Origin of the sequence: Streptomyces sp. NPDC020875 (genome assembly GCF_040641415.1) — a bacterium.
Taxonomy (GTDB): Bacteria; Actinomycetota; Actinomycetes; order Streptomycetales; family Streptomycetaceae; genus Streptomyces.
The window spans coordinates 56,850-73,074 of sequence record NZ_JBFADP010000008.1; the positions used below are offsets into that span (position 1 = coordinate 56,850).

The 16,225-nt window shown below is 72.1% G+C and carries 15 protein-coding genes and 1 riboswitch; of the genes, 11 read left to right on the forward strand and 4 right to left on the reverse strand.

The genetic code is table 11. The features are described 5' to 3' along the window. Positions 1 to 211: 211 nt before the first annotated feature. Positions 212 to 1,048 carry an RNA polymerase sigma factor WhiG gene (gene whiG, locus AB0G74_RS06720; RefSeq protein ID WP_361141431.1) on the forward strand — a complete coding sequence of 279 codons (837 nt, stop codon included), beginning with the start codon at positions 212 to 214 and terminating at the stop codon, positions 1,046 to 1,048. A gap of 72 nt (positions 1,049 to 1,120) precedes the next feature. Further along, entirely contained in the window at positions 1,121 to 1,678 is a 558-nt protein-coding gene (locus AB0G74_RS06725) for a helix-turn-helix domain-containing protein (RefSeq protein ID WP_361141564.1), read from the forward strand. 463 nt (positions 1,679 to 2,141) lie between these two features. On the opposite strand, the gene AB0G74_RS06730 is transcribed toward AB0G74_RS06725, so the two are convergent. Then, entirely contained in the window at positions 2,142 to 2,564 is a 423-nt protein-coding gene (locus AB0G74_RS06730) for a M23 family metallopeptidase (protein ID WP_361141433.1), read from the reverse strand. Between the two features lie 551 nt (positions 2,565 to 3,115). On the opposite strand from AB0G74_RS06730, the gene rpsB reads away from it, so the two are divergent. The 9 genes from rpsB to AB0G74_RS06775 all read left to right on the forward strand — a co-directional run bounded on the left by rpsB (position 3,116) and on the right by AB0G74_RS06775 (position 13,413). Next, positions 3,116 to 4,036 carry a 30S ribosomal protein S2 gene (gene rpsB / locus AB0G74_RS06735; RefSeq protein WP_361141434.1) on the forward strand — a complete coding sequence of 307 codons (921 nt, stop codon included), beginning with the start codon at positions 3,116 to 3,118 and terminating at the stop codon, positions 4,034 to 4,036. Positions 4,037 to 4,219: 183 nt separating this feature from the next. Continuing rightward, on the forward strand, positions 4,220 to 5,056 hold the full coding sequence (gene tsf, locus AB0G74_RS06740; RefSeq protein ID WP_361141436.1) for a translation elongation factor Ts: 837 nt from the start codon (positions 4,220 to 4,222) through the stop codon (positions 5,054 to 5,056). Positions 5,057 to 5,303: 247 nt separating this feature from the next. Further along, entirely contained in the window at positions 5,304 to 6,110 is an 807-nt protein-coding gene (gene pyrH, locus AB0G74_RS06745; RefSeq protein WP_361141566.1) for a UMP kinase, read from the forward strand. Between the two features lie 157 nt (positions 6,111 to 6,267). Next, positions 6,268 to 6,825 carry a ribosome recycling factor gene (frr, locus tag AB0G74_RS06750; protein WP_358825162.1) on the forward strand — a complete coding sequence of 186 codons (558 nt, stop codon included), beginning with the start codon at positions 6,268 to 6,270 and terminating at the stop codon, positions 6,823 to 6,825. Beyond that, positions 6,825 to 8,060 (forward strand): phosphatidate cytidylyltransferase, encoded by a 1,236-nt coding sequence (locus tag AB0G74_RS06755; protein ID WP_361141438.1) that lies wholly within the window; start codon positions 6,825 to 6,827, stop codon positions 8,058 to 8,060. Before frr ends, AB0G74_RS06755 begins: the two co-directional genes overlap by 1 nt. Before the next feature lie 99 nt (positions 8,061 to 8,159). Then, on the forward strand, positions 8,160 to 9,266 hold the full coding sequence (gene rlmN / locus AB0G74_RS06760) for a 23S rRNA (adenine(2503)-C(2))-methyltransferase RlmN (protein ID WP_358825164.1): 1,107 nt from the start codon (positions 8,160 to 8,162) through the stop codon (positions 9,264 to 9,266). Positions 9,267 to 9,364: 98 nt separating this feature from the next. Next, positions 9,365 to 9,475, forward strand: a riboswitch (TPP riboswitch). Positions 9,476 to 9,557: 82 nt separating this feature from the next. Next, positions 9,558 to 10,655: a thiamine ABC transporter substrate-binding protein gene (locus tag AB0G74_RS06765; protein WP_361141440.1), complete on the forward strand. Its 1,098-nt coding sequence runs from the start codon at positions 9,558 to 9,560 to the stop codon at positions 10,653 to 10,655. A gap of 74 nt (positions 10,656 to 10,729) precedes the next feature. Next, a complete protein-coding gene (locus AB0G74_RS06770; protein WP_361141568.1) occupies positions 10,730 to 12,367 on the forward strand; it encodes an iron ABC transporter permease in 1,638 nt (545 codons plus the stop codon). After that, a complete protein-coding gene (locus tag AB0G74_RS06775) occupies positions 12,367 to 13,413 on the forward strand; it encodes an ABC transporter ATP-binding protein (RefSeq protein WP_361141441.1) in 1,047 nt (348 codons plus the stop codon). The genes AB0G74_RS06770 and AB0G74_RS06775 overlap by 1 nt, the downstream gene beginning before the upstream one ends. A gap of 159 nt (positions 13,414 to 13,572) precedes the next feature. Here the strand turns inward: AB0G74_RS06775 and AB0G74_RS06780 are convergent, their stop codons facing one another. From AB0G74_RS06780 to AB0G74_RS06790, 3 genes are all read right to left on the reverse strand, one after another. Further along, the gene (locus AB0G74_RS06780) at positions 13,573 to 14,022 is read right to left on the reverse strand and encodes a nuclear transport factor 2 family protein (protein WP_361141443.1); all 450 of its coding nucleotides are present in this window, start codon (positions 14,020 to 14,022) and stop codon (positions 13,573 to 13,575) included. 106 nt (positions 14,023 to 14,128) lie between these two features. Next, a complete protein-coding gene (locus AB0G74_RS06785) occupies positions 14,129 to 15,289 on the reverse strand; it encodes a hypothetical protein (protein WP_361141444.1) in 1,161 nt (386 codons plus the stop codon). After that, entirely contained in the window at positions 15,271 to 16,038 is a 768-nt protein-coding gene (locus tag AB0G74_RS06790) for an ATP-binding cassette domain-containing protein (protein WP_361141445.1), read from the reverse strand. Before AB0G74_RS06790 ends, AB0G74_RS06785 begins: the two co-directional genes overlap by 19 nt. Positions 16,039 to 16,225 lie beyond the last annotated feature (187 nt).

Consider the following 16,225-nt stretch of genomic DNA (forward strand, 5'->3'; position numbering starts at 1 on the left):
GGACACGGGACGACTGATCCTCCGCGCGCGGTCGCCCACCCGGCCTTCGCCCACCGCGACCATTCAGTCACGCTACGCTCACCACCTCCGGACATATATCCACTCCCCGACGAACCCCGCCACGGCTCACCCGGCCCCTCCCCCCCCCGCATACCCCCCTCTCCCCCCGCACCGAGTCCCCCCTCAACAGCAGAACGGCTCAAGGCAACGCATGCCCCAGCACACCCCCGGGTCTGATCGCGCGCCAGTGCCCCCCGCTGCCCGTGGCGCCGCACGGCCCCCCGCCCCCTCCTCGGTCGAGGAGCTGTGGCAGTCGTACAAGGCCACCGGGGACGAGCGGCTGCGCGAGCAACTGATCCTCCACTACTCGCCCCTGGTGAAATACGTGGCGGGCCGGGTCAGCGTCGGGCTGCCGTCCAATGTCGAACAGGCGGACTTCGTCTCCTCCGGGATCTTCGGACTCATCGACGCCATCGAGAAGTTCGACATCGAACGGTCCATCAAGTTCGAGACCTACGCCATCACCCGGATCCGCGGCGCGATGATCGACGAACTCCGCGCCCTCGACTGGATCCCCCGCTCCGTCCGCCAGAAGGCCCGGGCCGTCGAACGCGCCTACGCCACCCTCGAAGCCCAGCTGCGACGCACTCCCACCGAAGGCGAAGTCGCCTCCGAAATGGGCGTCGGAATCGACGAACTCCACGCCGTATTCAGCCAGTTGTCCCTGGCCAACGTCGTCGCCCTGGAAGAGCTGCTCCATGTCGGCGGCGAAGGCGGCGACCGGCTCAGCCTCATGGACACCCTCGAGGACACCGCGGCCGACAACCCCGTCGAGGTCGCCGAGGACCGCGAGCTGCGACGACTCCTCGCCCGCGCCATCAACACCCTCCCCGACCGCGAGAAGACCGTCGTCACCCTCTACTACTACGAGGGCCTCACCCTCGCCGAAATCGGCCAGGTGCTCGGCGTCACCGAGAGCCGAGTCAGCCAGATCCACACCAAGTCTGTGCTCCAGCTCCGGGCCAAGCTCGCTGACGTCGGCCGCTGACCCGCCGAAACGCCCCGCCCTCTTGCGCGGCATCCGTAAAGTGGGAGGGTGCCCAGGATTCGAGCGGCCTCCGTGGCCGAGCACCGGACCATGCAGCGCGACGCCCTGCTCGACGCCGCGCGCTCCCTGCTGTCCGAAGGCGGCACGGAAGCGCTGACCTTCCCCGCCCTCGCTGAACGCACCGGCCTCGCCCGGTCCTCCGTCTACGAGTACTTCCGCTCCCGCGCCGCCGTCGTCGAAGAACTGTGCGCGGTGGACTTCCCCGTCTGGGCGGCCGAGGTCGAGGCCGCGATGGAGCGGACCGACACCGCCGAGGGCAAGGTCGAGGCGTACGTCCGCAGCCAGCTCGACCTGGTCGGCGACCGCCGGCACCGGGCCGTGGTGGCCATCTCCGCCGGAGAGCTGGACGACGGCGCCCGGGAGAAGATCAGGGCCGCCCACGGCGGCCTGATCGCCATGATCGTCGAAGCCCTCGCCGAACTCGGCCACGACCAGCCCCGGCTCGCCGCGATGCTGCTTCAGGGCGTCGTGGACGCGGCGGTACGCCGGATCGAACTCGGCGCCGCCGAGGACCCCGCGGTAATCGCCGACGCGGCGGTGTCCCTGGCGCTCCACGGCGTCCGCCCCTGATTTCTCCGTTCCTCCCGGGCCCCTCCCCCCCCGCCCCCCACCCCACCCCCGCCTCCTCCTGGAACATCGGGCAGCCCGGCTCGACCGGAGCATCCGGGCAGTTCTCGGGCTCCGTCGGCTCGGTCGAACCAATCGGGTCGACCGGACCGACCGGGCCGACCGGTCCGACTGATCCGGTCGGGCCCGCCGGACCGGTCGGATCAGTCGGACCGGTCGGAACCGCCGAATCAGCCGGATCGGCCAGCTCGGTCGGCCCCGGCGGATCGCCGGATCATCCGGGCCCGTCGGCTCGATCCGGCGGGCCCGCCGGGCCGGTCTGCTCGGTCGTATCGCTCTCGGCGGCTCGTGCCGCTGGTACCGGGCGTGCCGGTCGAAGCTGTTTCACCCCCTGGTGCCGCTTGTGTGGTCCGTACCGTTGTGCGCCGGTCCGGGGCGGTGATTCCCGCGCGCCCCACCCGCCCCGTCAGGAAGGGGTGGGCGGGTCGCCCCGGGTGAGGGGGAGGAGCCGGATACGGGGGAGCTGAACGAGGGCGAGCGGGTTCAGATACTCCCTGCCGCGGCGCAGTCCCCAGTGGAGACAGCTCTCCCGGCAGTGCCGCGGGGCGGCCGAGAGGGTGGCGACCGGGGTGCCCGCCGTGACCCGGGTGCCGGTGGGGAGGAGCGCGTCGACGGGTTCGTAGGTGACGCGCAGCGGTGGTTCGCCGGTGCCGTCGAGGACGAGGGAGAGGACCGACCGGTCCGCGATCCGCCCGGCGAAGAAGATCCGGCCGGGTCCCGGGGCCCGTACCGGGGTCTTCGGCGGGGCGGCCAGATCCACCCCGCGATGGCCGGGGCCGTAGGGCGAGGAGGGTGGGAGCCAGCCGCGGAGGATCCTGGGCCGGGGCACCGGCCAAAGCCATCCGTCACGCACGGTGACCGGTGAGCCCGGCCCGGCCCGCCCGGCGGTCGGCGATGACGGCTCCGGGGGCGGTAACGGGTGCCCTGGGGCATCCGCCGACAGAGTGGGCGACAGCGCGGCTGGCAGAGCGGCAGGCGGAGCCGCGGACGGAGCCGGTGACGCGGTCGGTGACGAGGTCGGCGCGGTAGTGGCTTGCGGTGAGGATCCGGGACCGGCGGTCACGGAAGGTGACAGCAGGGCCGGGATCAGGACGAGTGCGGTGACAGTGGTCCGTGGCATGGGACGAGGATGCGCCGGGGGAGGGAATCCCGGGGGATCACGGCGTGGACCTGTGGACGGGGGAGTGGTTGTGGACAACGCCGTCACCCGGCACCGCCGGGGTCCCGTACACTTCTACTGGCGATCCGGGTCACCGGGTCGACTTCGCACGCCCCGCCACCGCTCACCCCTCCGGGGTCGGTGGCAGCGCCCCTCGGTCCTTCGTGGCAGGCGCGCCGGGGCGTCAGGAACATCAACCGAGAATCCAAGGAGATACGGCCATGGCCGTCGTCACGATGCGGGAGCTGCTGGAGAGCGGCGTCCACTTCGGTCACCAGACCCGTCGCTGGAACCCGAAGATGAAGCGCTTCATCTTCACCGAGCGCAACGGCATCTACATCATCGACCTGCTCCAGTCGCTGTCGTACATCGACCGCGCCTACGAGTTCGTCAAGGAGACCGTCGCGCACGGCGGCTCCATCATGTTCGTCGGTACCAAGAAGCAGGCCCAGGAGGCCATCGCCGAGCAGGCGACGCGGGTGGGCATGCCGTATGTCAACCAGCGCTGGCTCGGCGGCATGCTGACCAACTTCTCCACCGTCTACAAGCGGCTGCAGCGCCTCAAGGAGCTGGAGCAGATCGACTTCGAGGACGTGGCCGCCTCCGGCCTCACCAAGAAGGAGCTGCTCGTCCTCTCCCGTGAGAAGGCGAAGCTGGAGAAGACCCTCGGCGGCATCCGCGAGATGCAGAAGGTGCCGAGCGCCGTCTGGATCGTCGACACCAAGAAGGAGCACATCGCCGTCGGTGAGGCGCGCAAGCTCCACATCCCGGTCGTCGCGATCCTCGACACCAACTGCGACCCGGACGAGGTCGACTACAAGATCCCCGGCAACGACGACGCGATCCGCTCCGTCACGCTGCTGACCCGTGTGATCGCCGACGCCGTCGCCGAGGGCCTCATCGCCCGTTCCGGTGTCGCCACCGGTGACTCCAAGCCGGGTGACAAGGCCGCCGGTGAGCCGCTGGCCGAGTGGGAGCGCGACCTCCTCGAGGGCGAGAAGAAGGCCGACGACGCCGAGGCCGAGAAGCCCGCCGAGGCCCCCGCGGCCGAGGCCGTCGAAGCCGTCGAGACCGCCGAGGCGCCGGCTGAGGCCCCTGCGGCCGAGGCCGACAAGCCCGCCGAGGACGCCGCGCAGGGCTGAGCCCCGCCGCACCAGGCAAGGTGAGGACGGCGGGTACGGTGCCCCGGGCACCGGCCCCGCCGCCCGCCCCCGGATCCGGACCGGCCGCGAACCCCGATCAGGGGTCGCGGCCCCGCCGGGCGCAGGCCCCGCCGGATCCGTCTCGACTTCGACTTCCGACCTTTCGAGAAAAGACTGAAGGACATGGCGAACTACACCGCCGCCGACGTCAAGAAGCTCCGTGAGCTGACCGGTGCCGGCATGATGGACTGCAAGAAGGCTCTGGACGAGGCCGACGGCAACGTCGACAAGGCCGTCGAGCTGCTGCGCGTCAAGGGCCAGAAGGGCGTCGCCAAGCGCGAGTCCCGTACCGCCTCGAACGGCGCCGTGGTCTCCCTCATCTCCGAGGACAAGACCTCCGGTGTGCTGCTCGAGCTGAAGTGCGAGACCGACTTCGTCGCCAAGGGCGAGAAGTTCCTCGCCGTCGCGAACGCGCTCGCCGCCCACGTCGCCGCCACCTCCCCGGCGGACCTCGACGCGCTGCTCGCCTCCGAGATCGAGGCCGGCAAGACCGTCCAGGCGTACGTCGACGAGGCCAACGCCAACCTCGGCGAGAAGATCGTCCTCGACCGCTTCGCCCAGTTCTCCGGCGCGTACGTCGGTGTCTACATGCACCGCACCATGCCCGACCTTCCGCCGCAGGTCGGTGTGCTCGTCGAGCTGTCCGCCGAGAACGCGGACGTCGCCAAGGACGTCGCCCAGCACATCGCCGCCTTCTCGCCGACCTACCTGTCGCGCGAAGAGGTCCCGGCCGAGATCGTCGAGAACGAGCGCCGGGTCGCCGAGGCCACCTCCCGCGAGGAGGGCAAGCCCGAGGCCGCCCTGCCCAAGATCGTCGAGGGTCGGGTCAACGGCTTCTTCAAGGAGGTCACCCTCCTCGAGCAGCCGTTCGCCAAGGACAACAAGAAGAACGTCAAGAAGGTTCTCGACGAGGCCGGTGTGGAGCTCAAGCGCTTCGCCCGGATCCGTGTCGGCGCCTGACCGGACGCAGGAACGCCAGTACCCGCGTACCCGGACCGTCCACCCGGACGGAACGGGTACGCCGAGTACGCGATCGATCCGTCGGCCCGCTAGGGTTTCCCCCGCAGTCATCACACGCGTGGGCCCCGGGCGCCGCCGTCGCGCCCGGAGCGCCGGACGACCGCAGATCTGACGAGGAGGCCATTGCCGACAGGGACACCAGTACCCAGCGGCGATGGCCTTCTCGTATGTGCACGAGGAGATCTCCATGAACAAGGGCGCGGACGCCACCCAGGCAGCCGGCGACAACAGCGACCACGACCACGACGGGAAGCACGACGTGACCAAGGCCGGTGCCGGACGCTTCATGCTGAAGCTCTCCGGAGAGGCGTTCTCCGGCGGCGGGGGTCTCGGTGTGGACCCCGACGTGGTGCACGCCATCGCCCGTGAGATCGCGGCCGTGGTCCGCGACGGCGCCCAGATCGCCATCGTGATCGGCGGCGGCAACTTCTTCCGCGGCGCCGAGCTCCAGGTCCGCGGCATGGACCGGGCCCGTTCCGACTACATGGGCATGCTCGGCACCGTCATGAACTGCCTCGCGCTCCAGGACTTCCTGGAGAAGGAGGGCATCGACTCCCGGGTCCAGACCGCCATCACCATGGGCCAGGTCGCCGAGCCGTACATCCCGCTTCGGGCCGTACGGCATCTGGAGAAGGGCCGGGTCGTCATCTTCGGCGCCGGAATGGGCATGCCGTACTTCTCCACCGACACCACCGCCGCGCAGCGCGCCCTGGAGATCGACGCCGAGGCCCTGCTGATGGGCAAGAACGGGGTCGACGGGGTCTACGACGCCGACCCGCGGACCAACCCCGACGCGGTCAAGTACGACGCGCTGGAGTACGGCGAGGTCATCACCCGCGATCTGAAGGTCGCGGACGCCACGGCGATCACCCTCTGCCGTGACAACGCCCTGCCGATCCTCGTCTTCGAGTTGCTGGCCGAGGGCAATATCGCCCGCGCGGTACGGGGTGAGAAGATCGGCACGCTCGTCAGCGACAAGGGCACCCGGTCCTGAACCGGGGGATGTCCGGGGCGTCCGGCAACGGAAGCCCGGGGATATCCGGGGATAGACAAAGCCCTGCCGGTCGGAGACCGTGCAGGGAAGACGCGACAGGTTCCGCCCGACCGGGCAGTTGTCAGCCGGGCCTACTCAAGACACGCAGGAGCAAGTGGTGATCGAAGAGACCCTCCTCGAGGCCGAGGAGAAGATGGAGAAGGCCGTCCTGGTCGCCAAGGACGACTTCGCCGCGATCCGCACCGGGCGTGCGCACCCGGCGATGTTCAATAAGATCGTCGCCGACTACTACGGCGCGCTGACCCCGATCAACCAGCTCGCCTCGTTCTCGGTGCCCGAGCCCCGGATGGCCGTGGTCACGCCCTTCGACAAGACGGCGCTGCGCAATATCGAGCAGGCCATCCGCGACTCCGACCTCGGCGTCAACCCGAGCAACGACGGCAACATCATCCGAGTGGTGTTCCCGGAGCTGACCGAGGAGCGCCGCCGCGAGTACATCAAGGTCGCCAAGGGCAAGGCCGAGGACGCCAAGATCTCGATCCGCGCCGTGCGCCGCAAGGCCAAGGAGACCATCGACAAGTTCGTCAAGGACGGCGAGGTCGGCGAGGACGAGGGCCGCCGTGCGGAGAAGGAGCTCGACGACACCACCGCCAAGTACGTGGCGCAGGTGGACGAGCTGCTGAAGCACAAGGAAGCCGAGCTGCTCGAAGTCTGATGAACGACGCTTCCTGGGGGGCCCCGCAGCGGGCCGACTATGTCGGGGAGTGGCGTCCGCAGGACCGGGGCCCGCTATCGGCGGGTCCCGCGTACGGCGGGCACGAGGCACAGCAGACTCGGCCCATGCCCAAGGTGCCGGACTTCCCCGACGCAGGTAACAACGCCGACGGTCCCGACGATCGCGACCGGCGGGACGAGTGGGACCAGCGGGATCAGCAGGACCACCGGAACAGCGCCGACTCGGGACCCGGGCGGCGGGGCGGTCCGCTCTTCCGTGACGAGGTCCCGGCCGGCTCCGCTCCCGCCGGGCCGCCGGGCCCGCCGCCGCCACCCGCCGGGCCCGGCTCCGGCGACGACGGCGGTGAGCCGGGCCGCGGTCGCGGGCCCGCCGGGCGGACCGACGGCCGGCGCGAGAAGAAGCGCGCCGGGCGCGATCTGCGGGCGGCCATAGGGGTGGGCGTCGGGCTCGGGGTGGTGATCGTCGCCTCGCTCTTCGTCGTCAAGGCCGTCTTCGTCGGCGTGATAACGGTCGCCGTCGTCGTCGGACTGTGGGAGCTGACCTCCCGCCTCCAGGAGCGCAAGCAGATCAAGGCGCCGCTGGTGCCGCTGGCGGTCGGCGGTGCCGCGATGGTCGTCGCCGGGTACGTCCGCGGTGCCGAGGGCGCCTGGGTCGCCATGGCGCTGACGGCGCTCGCGGTACTGGTGTGGCGGATGACGGAGCCCCCCGAGGGGTATCTGAAGGACGTCACGGCGGGGGTCTTCGCGGCCTTCTACGTACCGTTCCTGGCGACGTTCGTGGCGATGATGCTCACCGCCGACGACGGGGCGCAGCGGGTCCTGACGTTCCTGCTGCTGACCGTCGTCAGCGATACCGGCGCCTACGCGGTCGGCTGGCGGTTCGGCAAGCGGAAGCTGGCCCCGCGGATCAGCCCGGGGAAGACCCGGGAGGGCCTGCTGGGCGCCATCGGTTTCGCGATGGCGGCGGGCGCGCTCTGTATGGAGTTCCTGGTCGACGGCGGCAGCTGGTGGCAGGGTCTGCTGCTGGGTCTGGCGGTCGCGGTCACGGCCACCCTGGGCGACCTGGGCGAGTCGATGATCAAGCGCGATCTGGGCATCAAGGACATGGGCACCCTGCTCCCCGGCCATGGCGGCATCATGGACCGACTGGACTCCCTGCTGCCGACCGCGCCGGTGGTGTGGCTGCTGCTGGTGATCTTCGTCGGGTCCGGCTGAGCCCTGTTCCGCTCCGCTGACCTGCGGTTTTTAGAGGAAGGGCTCGTCATCCACAGGATGGCGGGCCCTTCGTCGTATCTCTGCGACACTGGATGGACCATGCCCAAGCCCGGAGAACTCACATTCATCGCGCCCCGCGGAGCCAAGAAGCCCCCGAGGCATCTCGCCGACCTCTCGCCCGCCGAGCGGAAGGAAGCCGTCGCCGCCGTCGGTGAGAAGCCGTTCCGCGCCAAGCAGCTGTCGCAGCACTACTTCGCGCGGTACGCGCACGACCCCGCCGAGTGGACGGACATCCCGGCCGCCGCGCGGGAGAAGCTGGCGGCCGAGCTGCTGCCCGAGCTGATGTCCGTGGTGCGGCACATCTCGTGCGACGACGACACCACCCGTAAGACCCTCTGGCGGCTGCACGACGGCACCCTGGTCGAGTCGGTGCTGATGCGTTACCCGGACCGGGTCACGATGTGCATCTCCTCCCAGGCGGGCTGCGGGATGAACTGCCCGTTCTGCGCCACCGGGCAGGCCGGGCTCGACCGCAACCTCTCCACCGCGGAGATCGTCCACCAGATCGTGGACGGGATGCGGGCGCTGCGCGACGGCGAGGTGCCCGGCGGGCCCGCGCGGCTGTCGAACATCGTCTTCATGGGGATGGGCGAGCCGCTGGCGAACTACAAGCGGGTCGTGGGCGCCATCCGGCGGCTCACGGACCCCGAGCCCGACGGGCTGGGTCTGTCGCAGCGGGGCATCACGGTCTCCACGGTCGGGCTGGTGCCCGCGATGCTGCGCTTCGCCGACGAGGGCTTCAAGTGCCGGCTCGCGGTCTCGCTGCACGCCCCGGACGACGAGCTGCGGGACACCCTGGTGCCGGTCAACACCCGCTGGAAGGTCCGGGAGGTGCTGGACGCCGCCTGGGAGTACGCGGAGAAGTCGGGCCGCCGGGTCTCGATCGAGTACGCCCTGATCCGGGACATCAACGACCAGGCGTGGCGTGGTGACCTGCTGGGACGGCTGCTCAAGGGGCGGCGGGTCCATGTGAACCTGATTCCGCTGAACCCGACGCCCGGATCGAAGTGGACCGCGTCGCGGCCGGAGGACGAGAAGGCGTTCGTCGAGGCCATCGCCGCCCACGGGGTGCCCGTGACCGTACGGGACACCCGGGGCCAGGAGATCGACGGGGCCTGCGGTCAGCTCGCCGCGTCCGAGCGGTAGGCGTACGGGCGGTAGCGGTACGGGCGGTACGCCAGCGGGCGGGGCCGCCCCCTGCCCTGGCGGGATTCGCACCTTGTAGGCTGGCCTGAACATTTGCATATTTCCGACAGGGGAGCGCCACAGCGCTGAGAGTGCGGTACCCGCGGGGCCGCAGACCCTCTGAACCTCGCCCGGGTCATTCCGGGTAGGAAGTTCGGTCTCACACTCCGGCTGTTGCGCCCTGCCCGGATTCCACCGGAATCCGGGCAGGGCCGCGTCTCTTCCTGGCTGTCACCAGGAGGAATTCGTTTCGTGAGCAGTATCAGAAAGACCACGGCCGTCGCGCTGGCCACCGCGCTCGGGGTGTCCGTGCTGGCCGCCTGCGGCTCCGGCGACGACGGCGGCAAGGACTCCGGCGGCGGTACGGGGTCGAAGACGGTGACCCTCGTCAGCCATGACTCCTTCGCCGCCTCCGATGCCGTACTGAAGGAGTTCACCAAGCGCACCGGCTACACCGTCAAGGTCCTCAAGAGCGGTGACGCCGGGGTCGCGCTCAACAAGGAGATCCTCACCAAGGGCCGCCCGCAGGGCGATGTCTTCTTCGGTGTCGACAACACCCTGCTCTCCCGCGCCCTCGACAACGGCATCTTCACCTCGTACCAGGCGAAGGGCCTCGACCGGGTCCCGGCCGACGTCCAGCTCGACCGGGGCGAGCACCGGGTCACCCCGGTCGACACCGGCGACATCTGCGTCAACTACGACAAGAAGTACTTCGCGGACCGGAAGCTGGCTCCGCCCCGCACCCTCGACGATCTGATCAAGCCCGAGTACAAGAACCTGCTGGTCGCCGAGAACGCCGCCACCTCCTCACCGGGACTCGGCTTCGTCCTCGGTACGGTCGCCCGCTACGGCGAGGACGGCTGGCAGGAGTACTGGAAGAAGCTGAAGGCCAACGGCGTCAAGATCGTCGACGGCTGGGAAGAGGCGTACAACCTGGAGTTCTCCGGCTCCGCCGGGGGCAAGAAGGAAGGCGGCGACCGGCCGCTGGTCGTCTCCTACGCCTCAAGCCCGCCCGTCGAGGTGCTGTTCGCCGAACCGAAGCCGAAGGAGGCGCCGACCGGCGTCGCCACCGGCACCTGCTTCCGGCAGATCGAGTTCGCCGGACTCCTCAAGGGCGCGAAGAACGAGGCGGGCGGCAAGGCCCTGCTGGACTTCCTGATCTCCACCGAGTTCCAGGAGGACCTGCCGCTGAAGATGTTCGTCAACCCGGTCGTGAAGGACGCGAAGCTGCCCGCGATCTTCACCGAGCACGGGGTCCGGATCAGCGACCCGCTGACCCTGGCACCCGACACCATCTCCGAGAACCGTGAGCAGTGGGTTCAGACGTGGTCCTCGACCGTCGTGAAGTGACGGGTGGCCCGTCCCGTTCCCGGTCCGGGCGGGGCGGCCCGTCCCGGACCGGGAACGCGGCGCGGCTGGCGCTGATGCTGCTGCCCGCCGCGTTCTTCGCCGTCTTCTTCGCCTACCCCGTCGCGGCCATCACCGGCCGCGGTCTGCGGGACGGCGGCGCCTGGCGGTTCGACCGGATCACCGAGGTACTCGGCCGGGACGACATCGCGGGCGTGCTGTGGTTCACCACCTGGCAGGCCGTGGTGTCGACCCTGCTGACGCTGGTGGTCGCCCTGCCCGGCGCGTATGTCATGGCCCGGTACGAGTTCCCCGGCAAACGGCTGCTGCGGGCCGTGGTGACCGTCCCGTTCGTCCTCCCCACCGTCGTCGTCGGCACCGCCTTCCTGGCCCTCGTCGGCCGCGGCGGACTCCTCGACGAGCTGTGGGGCGTCCGCCTCGACACCACGGTCTGGGCGATCCTCGTCGCCCATGTCTTCTTCAACTACGCCGTCGTGGTGCGGACCGTCGGCGGGCTCTGGGCCCAGCTCGACCCCCGCCAGGAGGAGGCCGCCCGGGTGCTCGGCGCCGGCCGGTTCACCGCCTGGCGGACCGTCACCCTGCCCGCCCTCGCGCCCTCCGTGGCCGCCGCCGCCCTGATGGTCTTCCTCTTCACCTTCACCTCCTTCGGCATCGTCCAGATCCTCGGCGGGCCCGGCTTCGCCACCCTGGAGGTCGAGGTCTACCGGCAGACCGCGCAACTCCTCGATCTGCGGACCGCCGCCGTACTCACCCTGGTGCAGTTCGCGGCCGTCGGCGCCGTACTCGCCGTACACGCCCGAACCATACGGCGGCGGGAGAGCGCCCTCGCCCTGGTCGACCCCGGACAGACCGCGCACCGGCCCCGCGGCCCCCGCCAATGGGCCCTGCTGGGCGCCGTCCTCACCAGCGTCGCCCTGCTGGTGCTGCTGCCGCTGGGCGTCCTCGTCGAACGCTCCCTCGACACCCCCCGCGGCTACGGCCTCGACTACTACCGGGCCCTCGGCACCCTCGACGGCAGCGGCGGCGCCTTCCTCGTACCACCCCTGCACGCCGTGGGGAACTCCCTGCGGTACGCCCTGGCGGCCACCGCGATCGCCGTCGTCGTCGGCGGGCTCGCCGCGGCAGCCCTCGCCCGCCGGGGCGGCGGCTGGACCGGCCGGCTGCTCCGGGGCTTCGACGCGCTGCTGATGCTGCCCCTCGGCGTCTCCGCCGTCACCGTCGGCTTCGGCTTCCTGATCACCCTCGACGAACCGCCGCTGGACCTGCGGGCGTCCTGGATCCTGGTACCGCTCGCCCAGGCCCTGGTCGGCGTGCCGTTCGTGGTCCGCACCATGCTGCCCGTCCTGCGGGCCGTGGACGACCGGCTGCGGGAGGCCGCGGCCGTACTCGGCGCCTCACCGGCCAGGGTCTGGCGGGAGATCGATCTGCCGCTGGTCCGCCGCGCCCTGCTGATCGCCGCCGGATTCGCCTTCGCGGTCTCCCTCGGCGAATTCGGCGCCACCGTCTTCATCGCCCGCCCCGACCAGCCCACCCTGCCCGTCGCCGTGGCCCGGCTGCTGGGGCGGCCCGGCGAGCTGAACTACGGCCAGGCCATGGCACTGAGCACGATCCTGATGGTGGTGTGCGCGGTCGCGCTGCTGTTGCTCGAACGGATCCGGATCCGCACCACGACCACCACGACCGGGGAGTTCTGATGCTGGAACTGGACGATGTGACGGTACGGTTCGGGGCCCGGGCCGCCCTCGACGCGGTCGACCTCACCGTCGCCGACCACGAGATCGTCTGTGTGCTGGGCCCCAGCGGCAGCGGCAAATCCACCCTGCTGCGGGTCGTCGCCGGACTCCGGCACACCGACGGGGGCCGGGTCCGGCTCGGCGGCGGCGACCAGTCCGGCGTCCCCGTCCACCGGCGCGGCGTCGGGCTGATGTTCCAGGACCACCAGCTCTTCCCCCAGCGGGACGTCGCCGGGAACGTCGCCTTCGGACTGAGGATGCGGGACCGGGGCCGGTCCGCGGACCGGGCCGCGCGACGGCGGCGCGTCACCGAACTGCTGGAACTGGTGGGGCTGCCGGGAGCCGAGGCACGCGCGGTGTCATCGCTCTCCGGAGGCGAGCAGCAGCGGGTCGCGCTCGCCCGCGCGCTCGCCCCCGAACCCCGGCTGCTGATGCTCGACGAACCCCTCGGCCAGCTCGACCGGGGGCTGCGGGAGCGGCTCGTCGTCGAACTGCGGGCCCTGTTCGGGCGGCTCGGTACGACCGTACTCGCCGTCACCCACGACCAGGGCGAAGCCTTCGCCCTCGCCGACCGGGTGGTCATCATGCGGGACGGGCGGATCGCGCAGAGCGGCGCCCCGCTCGACGTCTGGCGGCGGCCGGCGGACGCGTTCGTCGCCCGTTTCCTCGGCTTCGACAACGTCACCGAGGGCGCCGTGGTCCGCGACGGCGCCGCCGACACCGACTGGGGCCGGGTCCCGGTGGCCGGTCCGGTGCCGGACGGTACGTACGACGTGATGATCAGACCGTCGGGCGTACGGCTCACCGCGCCCGGCGCGGGCGAGGGGCCCGGGTATCTCGTGGAGTCCCGGACGTTCCGCGGCACCCATGTCGCCCTGCGGCTGCGTCCCGATTCCGGCCCCGTACTGGAGGCCGAGACCGGCCTCCGGGACGCGCCCGGACAGGGGGCCCGGGTGGGGGTGGAGTTCGCCCCGGACGAGGTGGTCGTCCTGGGGACGGAGCCGTAGCGGGGGCCCTCGCGGGGCCGGCCGGGGCGGTTCGCCGGGCTCCCGGCCGGGGCCGCCGGTGGCCGGTGGCGCGGGCCCGCCCGGGTGCCTTCCGCCCCGGTGACTTCCGGCCCCCGCCGTGCCCCGGCGCCTCCGGTCACGCCTCCGGGGCCGGGGCGGCTACTCCGTGCAGGCCGCCGCGATCGCGAGGCTGTCCTCGATGACGCGGAAGCGGACGATCAGGCCGTCCCGCACGGTGAAGTGGAGCGCGAACGGGGACTGGAACGCCTTGCCGGTGCGGCGGACCGTACCGGCGACGAAGCCCACGAGGACCGCGTCCTCGCCGGTGACCACGACCGCGTCGAAGCGGGTCCGCTCCGGGTCGATCTCCCGGCCCGCCGCCAGCTCCCGGTAGTGGTCGGCGATATCGGCCCGGGTCGAGCGCGGCTTGATCCAGGGCACCCGCGGATTGGGGGCGATGTACCAGTCGACCTCCTCCGCGTACAGCCCGGCGATCGCCTCGGGCGACTCGTCGCCGAGGCGGGCCAGGAACGCGTCCACGACGGCCCGGGTCTCCGCCGTCCCGGCGGGCTCGACGCTTTCGGCGGCGGTGGTGGTGGTGTCGGTCATGGCGGGGGTCCCTTCGGGCGCTGTGGCGTCGTCGGAAACGATCCTGCCGGGCCGCGCCGGACCGGTCGATTACCTCCGGGGTCATACGCCACCCGCGGCGCCCGGCTCAGCCCCGCAGGGGCGCCGCGGCCAGCGTCGCGATCGACCAGGTCAGCGGGGCGAAGACGGTCAGCAGGGCGACGACCCGCAGTCCGGCCGCCGCCCGCAGCGCCGAACCGGGCGCGCCCATCCGGCGCAGCTCGGTACGGATATCGCTCCGGGACTCCCGGGCCTCCACGACGGTGACCAGCAGGGTCGCCGTCGTACAGGCGATGACGAGGGTCGCGCCCAGGCCGGTGAGCGGGCCGAAGGGGCGGGTGCCCTCACCGCTCAGGGTGACCGCCGCGATCACGGCCGCCGCGACGGCCGACACCACGCCGAGGGGGCGGCCGATCCGGCGGGCCTCGGCCATCAGGATCCGGCCCGCGAGCAGCCGTACGGCGCCGGGCGCGGCGAGCTGGAGGAGCCGGCCCGCGACATGGGTGAGCGCCGGGCCCGCGACGGCGAGGCCGACGGCGGTGACGGCCCAGCCGGTGAGGACCCCCGCCGGGTCGGCGCCGAGGTCGCCGGGGAGCGGCACGTCGCCGCCGGTGCCGGTGCGGGCCGTGTAGACCCCGATGGCCAGGCCCGCGGCGGTCAGCGCACAGCCCCAGGGCAGCCCGCCGGGCATCGTGGCGGTATCGGCCGATTCAGGTGCCCGGTCCGGCACCGGTGGAGCGGTACGGGGCCGGAGGGCGAGGACGGCCGCTGCGGTCGCGGTCAGCGGCGGCAGGGCCAGCAGGGTCAGCGCGGCGGCGGCGGGCAGCGGCCGGTCGGCGGCGAGCAGTTCGGCGGCCGCCCCGTCGAACGGCAGCCCGGTCAGATCGCCCCGCAGATGGAGGAAGAACAGCAGGGCGAGGGCGCTGCCGAGGGTGGCGGCGATCGCCGTGGACGCGGCGGCCAGGGCGGCCAGCCGGGCGGGGCCGAGGCCGACGGCGGAGAGTCCGCCGCGCGGCCGGGTGCCGGGGTCGGTCCTGGCGACGGTGACCGCGAAGTGGACGGTGGCGGCCAGCGGGACCAGGCACCACACCAGGCGCAGTACCGACGCCGACGGGTCCCCGGGGTGGGCGAGGGCATGGGCCAGGGCGCTGAGCAGCAGAAAGCCCACTCCGGCCGAGGCGGCGGCGACCAGGAGCCGACGGGCCAGGACGAGGGGGCGGGCGCCGCGGGCTAGACGGAGAGCGAGCACGCGGCCCGGCCTTCCGTGCCGTCGGCGGCGGCCGGGGCGCCGTGGTCGGGCGAGGGCCCTGAGTCGGGTCCGGTGTCCGTACGCCGTCCGTCGAGGAGGGTCAGCTCCCGGTCGGCGAGGGCCGCGATCCCGGCGTCGTGGCTGGCGAGCAGGACGGTGATCCGGTGGGAGCGGGCGGCGGCCAGCACCGTACGGAGCAGCTGGCCGCCGTCGGCGCGGTGCAGGGTGGCGGTGGGTTCGTCGGCGAAGAGGACGGCGGGTTCGGCGACCAGGGCGCGGGCGGTCGCGGTCCGCTGCCGCTGGGCCGGGGTGAGGGCGCCGGGGCGGCGGCCGGCGACGGCGCCGATGTCGAGCCGCTCCAGCCACTCCCGGGCGGCGGTCCTGGCCCGCCGGTGCGGTACGCCGCGGAGCAGCAGCGGCAGGGCCGCGTTCTCCCAGACGGTCAGCTCGGGGACGAGGGCGGCGTCGGGGCCGATCCAGCCGAACCGTTCCCGGCGGAGCCGTTCGCGGTGGGCGGTGTGCAGGGTGTGGACGGGGGTGCCGTTGAACCAGACCTCGCCCCCGGCGGGGACGAGCTGTCCCGAGAGGCAGCGCAGCAGGGTCGTCTTCCCGGCCCCGCGCGGGCCGCTGACCGCGAGGATCTCGCCCTCCCGGACCGCGAGGCCGACACCGGTGAGCGCCGGTGAACCGCGGTGGGTGTGGTGCAACGAGCGCGCCCACAGTACGTGGTCGTCCGGCGGAGCCTCCATGGCGTACACCTCGCCTCTGATCGGATGCGGCGGCCTCGGCCGGCCGCGGCCCGGTTTCCGCCCGTTCCCCCGTCCGGGTGAACGAGCCGGAGGCGGATCGGTCACCGGCGCACGCCCGGGTCGTCCCGTGATCCGGGCCCGGGGATTACGGGGACCACCATCGGGCAGCGGGCCGCGGGCGCCGGGG